Origin of the sequence: Streptomyces sp. NPDC085460 (assembly GCF_044541975.1) — a bacterium.
In the GTDB taxonomy this organism is placed as follows: Bacteria; Actinomycetota; Actinomycetes; order Streptomycetales; family Streptomycetaceae; genus Streptomyces.
Window position 1 is genome coordinate 1 of sequence record NZ_JBITTO010000009.1, and the last position, 12,493, is coordinate 12,493.

Here is a 12,493-nt window from a genome sequence, read left to right on the forward strand (position 1 = left end):
CCCTTGTAGCGGAGCTACTTGGGCGTTTCGGCCGTGCGGCGAGCGTGCGTGCCGGGCGGGCCGGACCCGACGGGAATGGTCAGACACGCCCTAGGACCGGTCTCCCCCCTCGGTCCCCGGCGGCGGGCCGTAACCGCCGCCGCCGGGGGTGCGCAGGACGAGCACGTCGCCGGGGGCGACATCGGTGGTCGCGGCGCCGCCGAGGGTCTCCACGGTGCCGTCGGCGCGCTCGACGAGGTTCTCGCCGAGCGCGCCCGGGGCGCCGCCCGCCATCCCGTACGGGGGGACCCTGCGGTGCCCGGTGAGGAGGGTGACCGTCATCGGCTCCAGGAACCTCAGCCGCCGCTCCACGCCGTCGCCGCCGTGCCAGCGGCCCCGGCCGCCGCTGCCCGCGCGGACGGCGAAGGCGTCGACGCGGACGGGGTGGCGCCACTCCAGGATCTCGGGGTCGGTGAGGCGGGAGTTGGTCATGTGGGTCTGGACGGCGTCGGCGCCGTCGAAGCCGTCGCCCGCGCCGGATCCGCTGGCGACCGTCTCGTAGTACTGGACGCGGTCGTCGCCGAAGGTGAGGTTGTTCATGGTGCCGGACCCCTCGGCCTGGACGCCGAGGGCCGCGTAGAGGGCTCCGGTGACGGCCTGGGAGGTCTCGACGTTCCCGGCGACGGTGGCGGCCGGCGGGGCGGGGGCGAGCATGGAGCCGGGCGGGACGCGGATCTCCAGGGGTGCCAGGCAGCCGCTGTTGAGCGGGATGTCCTCGTCGACGAGGGTGCGGAAGACGTACAGGACGGCCGCCATGACGACCGCGGTGGGCGCGTTCGCGTTGCCGGGGAGCTGGGGCGAGGTGCCGGTGAAGTCGAGGACGGCGGAGCGCCGTTCGCGGTCGACGCGGACGGCGACCTGGATGACGGCGCCGGAGTCCGTCTCGTAGCGGTGGGCGCCGTCGTGGAGGCGGGCGACGATCCGGCGGACGGACTCCTCTGCGTTGGCCCGCACATGGCCCATGTACGCCTGGACGGCGTCCAGGCCGAACTCGGCCACCGCCTTGCGGAGTTCCTCGATGCCCTTCTCGTTGGCGGCGATCTGGGCCCGCAGGTCGGCGAGGTTGGTGCCGGGGTCGCGGGAGGGGTGGGGGGCGCCGGTGAGGAGGGCGCGGGTCTCGGTCTCGCGGAGCCGGCCGTCACGGACGAGGAGCCAGTTGTCGAAGCGGACGCCCTCCTCGTCGATGGTGCGGCTGAACGCGGGCATGGAGCCGGGGGTGATGCCGCCGATCTCGGCGTGGTGGCCGCGGGAGGCGACGAGGAAACGGAGCGCGGTCCCGGTGTCGTCGAAGACGGGGGTGACGACGGTGACGTCGGGGAGGTGGGTGCCACCGTGGTAGGGATCGTTGACGGCGTAGACGTCGCCGGGGCGGAGGTCGCCGGCGCGGCGGCGCAGGACCTCCTTGATGGATTCGCCCATGGAGCCGAGGTGGACGGGGATGTGGGGGGCGTTGGCGACGAGGTTGCCCTCGGCGTCGAAGAGCGCGCAGGAGAAGTCGAGCCGTTCCTTGATGTTGACGGAGTGGGCGGTGTTCTCCAGGCGGACGCCCATCTGCTCGGCGATGGCCATGAAGAGGTTGTGGAAGACCTCCAGGAGGACCGGGTCCACGTCGGTGCCGGCGGCGGTGCGGGCGGGGCGCGGGACGGCCCGGGTGAGCAGCAGGTGGCCGGTGGGGGCGGCGGTGGCCCGCCAGCCGGGGTCGACGACGGTGGTGGCGTCGTCCTCGGCGAGGATCGCGGGCCCGTCGACGGTGTCTCCGGGGCGGAGGTCCTCGCGGCGGTGGAGCGGGGTGTCGGTGGCGGCGGTGCCGTCGTGGGTGCGGACGGTGGCGCGGGGGACGAGGGGGCCGGTGCGGGCTCCCGGGGCGAGGTGGACGGGGCCGTGGGGGCCCGCGGTGCCGACGGCCTCGACGGTGACGGCCTCCACGACGAGCGGCTTGTCCATGGTGAAGGCGTAGCGCGTGCGGTGGTCGGCGGTGAAGGCGGCCGCCATGGCGGCGGCGGGGCCGAGGTCGACGGGGAGGCTCGCGTCGGTGCCGGCGTAGCGGAGGAGTACGCGCGCGTGGGTGGTGATCGCGGGGTCGGGGAGGCCGTCGGCGCGGAGCTCGGCCCGGGTGCGGTCGGCGAGTTCCGCGGCGACGGCGGTCACGCGCGCGGGGGTGCCGGGGGCGTCGAGCGGGGCCTCGACGGACCGCTCGCGCAGGGCGGTGGCGTCGGCGAGTCCGATGCCGTAGGCGGAGAGGACCCCGGCGAGCGGGGGGACGAGGACGGTGTCGACGCCGAGGGCGTCGGCGACGGCGCAGGCGTGCTGGCCGCCGGCTCCGCCGAAGCAGGTGAGCGCGTAGCGGGTGATGTCGTGGCCGCGCTGGACGGAGATCTTCTTGACGGCGTTGGCCATGTCGGTGACCGCGATGCGCAGGAAGCCGGCCGCGACCTCCTCGGGAGTGCGGTCGCCGCCGACCTCCTCGGCGAGGGCGGTGAACCGCTCGCGGACGATGTCGGCGTCGAGGGGTTCGTCGCCGTGCGGGCCGAAGACGGCGGGGAAGTGGGCGGGCTGGATGCGGCCGAGCATCACCTGGGCGTCGGTGACGGTGAGCGGTCCGCCGCGCCGGTAGCAGGCGGGGCCGGGGACGGCGCCGGCCGAGTCGGGTCCGACGCGGTAGCGGCGGCCGTCGTAGTGGAGGACGGAGCCGCCGCCGGCGGCGACGGTGTGGATGCTCATCATGGGTGCCCGCATCCGCACCCCGGCGACCTGTGAACCGAGTTCACGCTCGAAGGCCCCGGAGTAGTGCGACACATCTGTGGACGTGCCGCCCATGTCGAAGCCGATGACCCGCTCGTGCGCGGCCTGGGCGGAGGTACGGGCCATGCCGACGACACCGCCCGCGGGTCCGGAGAGGACGGCGTCCTTGCCGCGGAAGTGGGCGGCCTCCCGGAGCCCGCCGTTGGACTGCATGAACATCAGGCGCACCCCGGCGAGTTCGGCGGCGACCTCGTCGACGTAGCGGCGCAGCACGGGCGAGAGGTAGGCGTCGACGACGGTGGTGTCGCCGCGCGGGACGAGCTTGATCAGCGGGCTGACCTCGTGCGAGCAGCTGACCTGGGTGAATCCGGCGGCGCGGGCGGCGGCGGCGACGCGCAGTTCGTGGTCGGGGTGGCGGTAGCCGTGCATGAGGACGACGGCGGCGGAGCGGAGGCCGTCCCGGTGGGCGGCGGCGAGCGCGGCGGCGACGGCGTCCTCGTCGAGCGGCCGGACGACCGTGCCCCGGGCGTCCACCCGCTCGGGGACCTCGGCCACGCGCGCGTACACGGCCTCGGGGAGGACGATGTGCCGGTCGAAGAGGCGGGGCCGGTTCTGGTAGGCGATCCGCAGGGCGTCGCGGAAGCCCTCCGTGATCAGCAGCAGGGTGGGTTCCCCGCGCCGTTCCAGGAGGGCGTTGGTGGCGACGGTGGTGCCCATCTTGACGACGGCGATCCGGTCGGCGGGGACGGGCTCGCCGGGGCCGAGGCCCATCAGGAGCCGGATTCCGGCCACGGCGGCGTCCTGGCGGCGGGCCGGGTCGTGGGAGAGGACCTTGCGGGTGACGAGCCGCCCGTCGGGGCGTCGTCCCACGACGTCCGTGAAGGTGCCGCCCCGGTCGATCCAGAACTCCCAGCGCCCGCTCATTCCCCCATTGTCGCCGCGAGGGCCTCGGCGAGGGCGGTCTCGGCGCGCGCGTCCAGCGGGCCGGTCCCGGCGCCCGCGGCGCGGTGGAGGAGTTCCTCCCCGGCGAGCAGCAGGAGTTGCGGCAGCAGGTCGCGGCTGCGGCGCAGGACCCAGCCGGTGCCGGCGGTGGCGAGCCAGAGGGCGGTCTCCGCGCGCGTGGGCGGCGGTTCGGACGCCGACGGGGACGGCGCGGGCCCCCGGGCGAGGCCGCGCTCGGCGAGGAGCCGGTGGAAGGCCCCGGCGACGGCGCGGTGGCCGCGCTCGCCGGGATGGAGCCGGTCGGCGCTCCACAGCGCCCGGTCGGTGGTCCAGGCCGGTTCGGCGAGGTGGAGGTGGACGGCGCCGTGCCGGGCCGTCAGCGCGTGCACGACCGCGTTCACGGACCGCCGCCGCCGGGCGAGGGGCCGGGCCAGCGGCGCCGGCAGGCCCAGCATCCGGCCCGGGTCGGGGAGACAGGCGGTCAGGAGTACGGCTCCGGCCGCGTCGAGCGCCCCGAGGACCCCGTCCATGCGGCGGGCGAAGAGACCGATGTCGAAGGTGTGCCGCAGGGTGTCGTTGACGCCGACCACGACGGAGGCGAGGTGCGGCCGGAGCGCGATCGCGCGCGGCGCCTGGTCCTCGGCGACGTCGGAGCTGAGGGCGCCGCTGACGGCGAGGTTGACGAATTCCAGTCGCTGCCCCGGCCCGGCGAGCCCGTCGGCGAGCAGCGAGGCCCACCCGCGCCACGCCCCCGCCGCCCGGTCCCCGACCCCCTCGCTGAAGGAGTCCCCGAGCACCACGAACCGCAGCGCCGCGACCTCCGCGGCGTCCGCGGCATCCGCGCGAGCGGGGGCGCCGGGGGCCGGGGGCGCGCCCACAAGGGTGGTGGCGCCGGCGGCGGAGGCACGGGAGACGGGCGTACCGGAGGCCGGCGCACCGGGGACGAGCGCACGGGAGACGGGCGCACGGGATACAGGCGCACGGGAGACGGGCGCACGGGAGACGGGCGTGCCGAGCGCGGGGGCGCCCTCCTGACGAGCGGGCGGGGCGAGGGCCGGAGCGCCCTCCCGGCGGGCGGGGACGGCCGGAGCCGGGGCGGTTTCACCGGAGGGGATCGCGGTGCGTTCCTTCTCCGGTGCGGGGGCCTGGGGAGGGACGCGGTCCTCCCGGAGCGGGGTCACGCGCCGGCCCCCCGGCTCCGGGCCGGCGCCCGCTCTCCGGCGGCGGTCTCGGCGGGGCCCGTGAGCGGTGGCCCCGCCGGGGCCACCGGGGCCACCGGGGCCACCGCGCCGGCCGCCGGGAAGGTCTCCGGGGACCTGGCCGGGGCCGTGGCCGCCTCGTGGGCTTCGAGGAAGGCGGCCACCGAGCGGTCCCAGGAGAAACGCTCGGCACGCGCGCGTGCGGCGGCCCTGCGGGCGGCCTCCGGGAGGGCGAGCAGGCCGCGGGCCGCGTCCGCGAAGGCCGCCGGGGTGTCGGCGGCGGCCGCGCCGGCCGCGCCGACGACCTCGGGGAGGGCGGAGGAGGCGCTGACGACGGCGGGTGTCCCGCAGGCCAGGGCCTCCAGGGCGGAGAGCCCGAAGGTCTCGGCGGGGCCGGGGGCCAGACAGAGGTCGGCGGCCGCCTGGAGGTCGGCCAGTTCCTCCCGGTCGGCGACATGGCCGAGGAACCGGACGGGGAGGCCCCGTTCGCGCGCTCGCCGCTCCAGGCCGGGCCTCAGCGGCCCGTCGCCCGCGACGACCAGCCGGGCCGGCACCCCGGCGTCCAGGAGGCCGGCGAGGGCGTCCACGGCGGTGCCGGGCCGCTTCTCCACGGAGAGGCGGGAGCAGAGCACGAGCAGGACGGCGGCGCCCTCCGCGTACCGGGCGCGGACGCCGGGGTCGCGCCGGCCGGGCCGGCAGTGTTCCAGGTCGACGCCGAGCGGAGCGCGTACGACATTGCGGGCGCCGACCCGGACGAACTCCTCCTCCGCCCAGGCCGTGGTGCACACGATCCGGCCGTAGGCCCAGGCAGTGCGGCGGTTGAGCCGGTCGGCCGCGCGGGCGGCGAGCGGCGCGGGGACGCCCCAGGTGCGCAGGACGCCGTCGGCGGTCTCGTGGGACACCATCACCGAGGGGACGCGGGCGCGCCTGGCCCACTCCCCCGTCCAGCGCAGGGTGGTGCGGTCGGAGACCTCGACGCGGTCGGGGGCGAGCCGGTCCAGGAGCTCGGCGAGGCGGCGCCGGTCGGCGAGGACGCGGTAGCCGCCGGTGCCGGGGAGTTCGGGCCCGGGGAGCGTGACGACCCGGCCCTGCGGGGTCTGCTCGTCGCCGGCGGTGGCGCCGGGGACGACCAGGACGGGCTCGTGGCCGGCCTCCCGGTAGCCGCGGCCGAGCCGGTCGAGCGCGGTGCGCAGGCCGCCCGAGGTGGGGGTGACGAAGTTCGCGAGGCGCACGATGCGCAGCCCCTCGCGGCCGTACGAGGCGTGGCGCGCGCCGCCCGCCCGGGCGGTGTCGGTCCTCGTGCGGGTCCCCCCGTTCACGCCGCCACCGCCGTCCGCTCGCGCAGCACCTCCAGGTAGTGGCCGATGAGTTCGTCGCCGAGGGCCTCCCAGGTGCGTCCCTCGACCTCGGCCCGGCCCGCTCTGCCGTAGGCGGCGCGCAGCGCTGGGGCGGCGGCGAGGGCGGCGACGGCCTCGCGGAGGGGGAGCGGGTCCTCCGGGGGCACGAGGAGGCCGGTGCGGCGGTGCGCGACGAGGTCGAGCGGGCCGCCGGCGGCCGGGGCGATCACGGGGAGTCCGCTGGCCATGGCCTCCTGGACGGTCTGGCAGAAGGTCTCGTAGGGGCCGGTGTGGGCGAAGACGTCGAGCGAGGCGAAGATCCGGGCGAGGTCGTCGCCGGTGCGCCGGCCGAGGAAGTGGGCGCCCGGGAGCCGGTCGCGGAGGGCGGGCTCGCTGGGTCCGTCGCCGACGACCACGAGCCGGACGCCGGGCAGCCCGTCGGTGGCGGCGAGGAGGTCCACCCGCTTCTCCGGGGCGAGGCGGCCGACGTACCCGACGAGGAGCGCGCCGTCGGGGGCGAGGGCGCGGCGCAGCTCCGGGTCCCGGTGGCCGGGGTGGAAGCGGGTGGTGTCGACGCCCCGGCCCCAGAGGCGTACGCGGGCGATGCCGTGCGCCTCCAGGTCGCGGCGGGCGGCCCGGGAGGGGGCGAGGGTGCGGTCGGCCGCGCCGTGGACGGCGCGGAGCCGGCGCCAGGCGGTGGCCTCCCCGTGGCCGACGTAGGTGCGGGCGTACCCGGCGAGATCGGTCTGGTAGACGGCGACGGTGGGCACCCGCAGGCGGGTGGCGGCGGCCATCGCGCGGACGCCGAGGACGAAGGGCCCGGCGAGGTGGACGAGGTCGGCGCGGTGGGCGGCGATGGCGGCGGCGACGCGGCGGCTGGGGAGGGCGACACGCACCTGTGCGTAGCCGGGCAGGGGCAGGGAGGGGACGCGGACCACGGGGCACGGCGCGTCGGCGTCGGCGGCGGGGTCGGGGACGGCCGGGGCGATCACGAGGGGCTGGTGGCCCCGGCGGACGAGGTGGCGCGCGGTCTGCAGGGCGCAGTGCGCCACACCGTTGATGTCGGGGGGAAAGGATTCGGTGACGATGACGACACGCATACGGGTGTTCTCGTCCCGCCCGACGTGTCCCCGCCGACGTGGATCTGGACGCGGGGGGAACGTCCCGTGAGCTTTTCCCGCCCCGCGCGGGAGAGACGACTCCGGTACGCGAACGGAACGACCGCCGCCCGGCCGTACCGACACCGCCCGCGCCGCCCGGCCCTGCACTACCGGCACCGCCCGCGCCGCCGGCATCGCCCGCGCCGTACCGACTCCGACCCGGCACCGTCCGCGCCGGGCGGCCCCGTACCGACCGGACCGTCACCGTCCGCGCCACCCGGCCCCGTACCGACCCGACCGTCACCGTCCGCGCCACCCGGCCCAGTACCGTCACCGTCCGCGCCGAACCACCAGGACCGCCACCGCCCGCGCCGTACAGACTCCGACCGGCACCGCCCCCGCCCGGGGCGGGGCCTCGCTCGGCGGGTCGTGCCGGGGGCCGCGCCGCCCCGGGCGGGGGCGGAGGGTGTCGGGTCAGACCTGGAGGTCGGGGCCGATGCGGTTGCGGACGGCCGTCTGGACCTCGACCTCCTCGGCCGGGTCGGCGGCGAGGCGGCGCAATCGCTCGGCGACGCGGACGTCGGCCGTCTCGGCGTGCTGGGCCGCGATCTCGCGGGTGGTCTCCTCGCAGTCCCAGAGGCATTCGACGGCGAAGCCGCTGGCGAAGGAGGGGTCGGTGGCCGCGAGGGCGCGGGCCGTGCGGCCGCGCAGCTGGGAGGAGGCCGTCTCCCGGTAGACGTGGCGCAGCACGGGGGCCGCGCAGGCGATGCCGAGGCGCCCGGCGCCGTCGACGAGGGCGCCGAGGGCGGGCGCGTCGGGCCCGGCGGCGCGGATGGCGGTGCGCAGCGCGCCGAGGACGAGCCGGGAGTCCCGGTCCTCGCCGCGCGCGGCGAGGAGTTCGCCGGCGGCGGCGCCGAGGGGGTCGGGTCGGTCGACCCACGCGCGGGCGCGGGCGACGGCGTCGTCGCCGCACATGCGGAGGTACGCGGTGACGGCGGCCCGTGCGACGTGCAGGGCGTCGCGGTCGACGGCGCCGGGGACGTCGCCGTACGGCTCGCCCTGGGCGGACGCCTCGGCGGCGGCCGCGCTGTCGAGGGGATGGACGCCGTCGGCCGCGGCCTCGACGAGGTCGAGGACCGCGGGGTCCCGGCCGGCGGCCAGGTGGTGCAGGACGGCGGCACGCGCGCCGGGGGCGCCGTCGCGGCCGGCGGCGAGCAGCTCGGGGCGGTCCTCGGGCCCGGCGACCGCGGCGAGGCAGCGGGCGGCGGGTCCCGCCAGGTCGGCGCCGCGCTCGTACCCCTCCTGGGCCCAGTCGAGGACGGCGCGCACGCTCCAGCCGGGGCGAGGCCCGGTGGGGCGCAGCTGCCGCTGCCAGCGGTCGAAGGAGCCCTGTTCCTGGGCGGCGCGGACGCGGGCGCCGACGGCGTCGCGCTGGTCCTCGGCCCACAGCCGCCAGGGGCGGGGCTCGAAGGCGTCCCGGACGGTGCCGGCGAGGGCTGCGTCGCCCTCCTCGTCCTGGGGGAAGCGGGCGAGGACGGGCTCGGCGAGGGAGCGCAGTCCCGCGTCGTCGTCGCGGAGCGCGAGCTCGTCGAGGGCCCAGGCCCAGTTGGCCCCGGTGGCCGCGTAGCGCCGGAGCAGGAGCAGGGCGTCGTGGCGTCCGTAGGCGGCCAGGTGGCCGAGGACGGCGAGGGCGAGCCCGGTGCGGTGCTCCTCGGTGTCGAGGTGGTCCTCGGGCGCGAAGAGGTGCGCCTCGACGGCCTCCAGACCTCCGTGGAGGTCGAGGTAGAGCCGGGCGTAGTAGAGGGAGCGGTTCTCGATCCGCCAGTCGTGGCGGGGGTCGGCGAGCACGCACCGGTCCAGGGCCGCGAGGGCCTCGGGGCGGGGGGCGGCGAGGGCGTGCAGGGTGCCGTCGCCGCGGCCCCTCTGCAGCAGACCGAGCAGGGTGCCGCTCGGCGCTATGGCTGGTTCGAACATGGGAAGACGCCTCACATCAAGCTGTCGACACGACGGGATGGACCGGGGTGGACCGGGGCGGGCGCTGGGCCCGTCCGCACGGTGGCCGCCCTAGTAGGCCGCGGGACAACAGGTCGGGCCGTCCGTCGTACGTCGCCGCTTGTGTGCGCTGCTCATCTTCCTCTGCCTCTCGTCCATGGCCCGGTCGGACGGCCGGGCTTGTCGTCATGATGACCGACCGTTTCCACCGCCGCGACCACATTTACGACACCGCTCCCACCTGGGGTTCAGCTGTCGTTCACCGGGTCGTGAAGAGCTCCAGGAGCTCGGTCTTGCCGAACATGCGGGCGGTGTCGACGGCGGACGGAGTGCCGGACTCCGGATTCGCTCCGCCGGCCACGAGCGCGCGGACGACGGCGTCCTCGCCCTTGAAGACGGCGCCGGCGAGCGGGGTCTGGCCGCGGTCGTTGGCGCGGTCGGCGTCGGCGCCGCGCTCCAGGAGGGCGGTGACCGCGGGGGCGTGGCCGTGGTAGGCGGCGAGCATGAGGAGGGTGTCGCCCCGGTCGTTGGTGAGGTTCGCGGGGACGCCCGCGTCGACGTAGGCGGCGAGGGCCGCGGCGTCTCCGGCGCGCGCCAGGTCGAAGACCTTCGACGCCAGCTCGACGACCTCGGGGTCCGGGGTCTCGCTCATCTTCACAACCGCCTTCCGTGCTCCGCCGGCGTCCCGCGCGCGTGCCGCCCGGTACCGCCTGCCCTTGACCTGCGCACGGCAAGCGCGGCCGTACGAGTGAATCGACAGGGTACTGCCCGCGCGGTGACATGACCGCGTCCGGCCGAGGCAAGGATCACCGCGTCCACCAGCCGTGACCGGGCCCTTCGGTGCCCCCTTACCCCAGTTCGGCGGTTTCGCCACCCGGGACGGGGACCGGCGTCCGCCGGTCAAGTGAAAACGCCCGCTATTCACCCGAATGAACCTTTAGTCACATAGATACTTGCCGTGAACCTGGAAGGACTGATCGTGACTGTCCCCTCAACCAGGAGAACACCCCATGATCCTGTCCATCTCAGGCGTCGTCCTGCTCGGCATCATCTGCTTCCTGTTCTTCAAGAAGGACGGCCTCAAGGCCTCGCACGCCCTCGTCTGCGCGCTCTTCGGCTTCTACCTGGCGGGCACCGCCATCGCGCCGAGCATCACGGCAGGCGGCCAGAGCCTGGCCGGCCTGCTGGGCGGAATCAAGTTCTGACGCCTCTCACCCCCTTCCACCCCTTCAGGAGTACGACGTGGCCCGGCGACCACTCCCCCGCATTCTGAGCAGCGGCAGCGCGCAGCTGGCGCGCAGCCGAGAGATCGCGCGGTCGGCCGCCGACAGCGCCACCGACGTGCTCCACCCGCTGATCACGGTCTCCCGTGGTCTGCGGAAGCTGGCCGCGACCGCGCGGACCAAGTGGGCCGCGACCCCCAAGGAGCGGCGCGGTCCCACGCTGTTCCTGGTCGCGGCCTGCGTCCTGGTCGTCGCCCTCGCGCCGTACGGGCCGCTGCTCGCGCTCGTCGCGCTCATGGGCGCCGCCGCGTGGAAGGGGCGTGAGAAACCGGTCGTGAAGACCGGCCCCGACGAGGCGGAGATCGCCCGGCTGAAGGGCCTCTACGAGGCCCTGGTGCCGTACTTCTCCGTCCCCGAGGACCCGGAGCCGCTCTACGCCCACGGCGGCGACTGGAGCCGGACCTTCGCCGACCACGCCTTCGACGCGAACGGCCGCCCCACCCGGCTGCGGATCTCCTACCCCCCGTACTTCCCGGACGGCGAGCCGGCCTCCCGCGCCCGCATCGAGCAGCTGCTCCACGCCAAGTCGGGACGCGGCCGCGAGTACCGCTTCGACTGGGACGAGGAGGGCAACCGCCTCGTCATGGAGGTGCTGCCCGCCCTCCCGACCACCATCGCCGCCCAGCGGTTCGTCACCGCCCCGGGCGAGACCGTGCTCGGCTTCACCGACGCCGACGCCGTGCAGCGGACCGTGCCGGTCGTCTCGGCGGACGGCGCCGAGGACGCGCCGGCCGTCGTCTGGCGCACCGGCCCCCGCTCCACCGAGCCCCACCTGCTCGCCGTCGGCCAGCCCGGCAGCGGCACCACCACCCTGTTGCGCTCCCTCGCGCTCCAGGCCCTCGAACACGGCGACGTGCTGATCGTGGACGGCTCGGGCGCCGGCGAGTACGCCTGCCTGGTCGGCCGCGACGGCGTCCTCGGCGTCGAGAGCGAGCTGTCCGGCGCCCTGGAGAGCCTGGAGTGGGCCGCCCACGAGACCGAGCGCCGGCTGATCTCCGCCAACCGCGCCCGGCAGGCGGGCCACCCGGTCCCGCAGGACTCCCGCCGCCCGCTGTGGATCCTCCTCGACCGCCCCGGCGCCCTCGGCCACCTGGCCGCCTCCGAAGGCCGCCCCGACCCCCAGGAGCTGCTCCAGGTGCCGCTGCGGCACGGCCGGGCCGCCCAGGTGACGGTGGTGGTGGCGGAGCAGTTCGAGACGGCCGACGCGCTCCACGAGGGCGTACGCGCGCACACCCGCGCCCGCGTGGTGCTCGGCCCCGCCTCCGCCGAGCAGGTCGCCGCGGTGCTGGGCGCCGCGCCGCACACCACCCCGACCCCGCAGGTCCCGCCGGGCCGGGGCTACGCCCGCCTCGGCACCGGGCAGGTCCTCCGGCTCCAGGTGCCGGCGACGCCCGACCCGTACGACGACGCCGTCGGCGACACCGACCGGCAGGCCGTCCTCGACCTGCTCCCGGAGCGGCGGGCGGCGGCCACGGTGGCGCTGGAGAAGGTCCCGGAGGCCGCGGCCGAGCCGACCCCCGGCCCGTTCCCGCGCCACGCCCCGGTCCCGGCGGAGGGCTGACCGGCCCGCGCCCCGCGCGCTCGGACGGCGAAGGCCGGTACGGACCCCGAAGGGTCGGTACCGGCCTTCGCCGTCTCCACGCGCGCGTGGGCGAGCCCGAAGCAGCCGCGCGCGGGGATGAGCCCGACGGGCCGCGCGCGTGGGTGAGCCTGAACAGCCGCGCGCGTGGGTGAGCCCGATCCAGCCGCGTGCGTGGGCGGGCCCGATCCGGCCGCGCGCGTGGGCGGGCCCGAACAGCCGCGCGCGTGGGTGAGCCCGATCCGGCCGCGCGCGTGGGCGGGCTCGACCGGCCACGGCC

8 protein-coding genes are annotated in these 12,493 nt (G+C 76.8%); 2 read left to right on the forward strand and 6 right to left on the reverse strand.

The features are described 5' to 3' along the window. Positions 1 to 90: 90 nt before the first annotated feature. The 6 genes from ACIGHB_RS23450 to ACIGHB_RS23475 form a co-directional block, all read right to left on the reverse strand. The gene (locus ACIGHB_RS23450) at positions 91 to 3,705 is read right to left on the reverse strand and encodes a hydantoinase B/oxoprolinase family protein (RefSeq protein WP_399915666.1); all 3,615 of its coding nucleotides are present in this window, start codon (positions 3,703 to 3,705) and stop codon (positions 91 to 93) included. Continuing rightward, the gene (locus ACIGHB_RS23455) at positions 3,702 to 4,904 is read right to left on the reverse strand and encodes a GDSL-type esterase/lipase family protein (RefSeq protein WP_399915668.1); all 1,203 of its coding nucleotides are present in this window, start codon (positions 4,902 to 4,904) and stop codon (positions 3,702 to 3,704) included. The genes ACIGHB_RS23450 and ACIGHB_RS23455 overlap by 4 nt, the downstream gene beginning before the upstream one ends. After that, positions 4,901 to 6,163 carry a glycosyltransferase gene (locus tag ACIGHB_RS23460; RefSeq protein ID WP_399916118.1) on the reverse strand — a complete coding sequence of 421 codons (1,263 nt, stop codon included), beginning with the start codon at positions 6,161 to 6,163 and terminating at the stop codon, positions 4,901 to 4,903. The genes ACIGHB_RS23455 and ACIGHB_RS23460 overlap by 4 nt, the downstream gene beginning before the upstream one ends. A 74-nt stretch (positions 6,164 to 6,237) precedes the next feature. Further along, complete coding sequence (locus ACIGHB_RS23465; RefSeq protein WP_399915670.1) at positions 6,238 to 7,359, reverse strand: glycosyltransferase family 4 protein; 1,122 nt, start codon at positions 7,357 to 7,359, stop codon at positions 6,238 to 6,240. A 474-nt stretch (positions 7,360 to 7,833) separates the two neighbouring features. Then, entirely contained in the window at positions 7,834 to 9,333 is a 1,500-nt protein-coding gene (locus ACIGHB_RS23470) for a HEAT repeat domain-containing protein (RefSeq protein WP_360321445.1), read from the reverse strand. A 277-nt stretch (positions 9,334 to 9,610) separates the two neighbouring features. Further along, entirely contained in the window at positions 9,611 to 10,003 is a 393-nt protein-coding gene (locus ACIGHB_RS23475) for an ankyrin repeat domain-containing protein (protein WP_360321442.1), read from the reverse strand. A gap of 358 nt (positions 10,004 to 10,361) precedes the next feature. Between ACIGHB_RS23475 and ACIGHB_RS23480 the strand changes: the two genes are divergently transcribed. After that, complete coding sequence (locus tag ACIGHB_RS23480) at positions 10,362 to 10,556, forward strand: hypothetical protein (RefSeq protein WP_030493667.1); 195 nt, start codon at positions 10,362 to 10,364, stop codon at positions 10,554 to 10,556. A 37-nt stretch (positions 10,557 to 10,593) separates the two neighbouring features. Then, a complete protein-coding gene (locus ACIGHB_RS23485) occupies positions 10,594 to 12,195 on the forward strand; it encodes an ATP-binding protein (protein WP_360321439.1) in 1,602 nt (533 codons plus the stop codon). The last annotated feature ends 298 nt before the right edge of the window (positions 12,196 to 12,493 follow it).

Bases quoted from the DNA above. Each gene is read 5' to 3' on its own strand.
- ACIGHB_RS23450 (WP_399915666.1), bottom strand. From the start codon at position 3,705: ATGAGCGGGCGCTGGGAGTTCTGGATCGACCGGGGCGGCACCTTCACG.
- ACIGHB_RS23465 (WP_399915670.1), bottom strand. From the start codon at position 7,359: ATGCGTGTCGTCATCGTCACCGAATCCTTTCCCCCCGACATCAACGGT.
- ACIGHB_RS23470 (WP_360321445.1), bottom strand. From the start codon at position 9,333: ATGTTCGAACCAGCCATAGCGCCGAGCGGCACCCTGCTCGGTCTGCTG.
- ACIGHB_RS23475 (WP_360321442.1), bottom strand. From the start codon at position 10,003: ATGAGCGAGACCCCGGACCCCGAGGTCGTCGAGCTGGCGTCGAAGGTC.
- ACIGHB_RS23480 (WP_030493667.1), top strand. From the start codon at position 10,362: ATGATCCTGTCCATCTCAGGCGTCGTCCTGCTCGGCATCATCTGCTTC.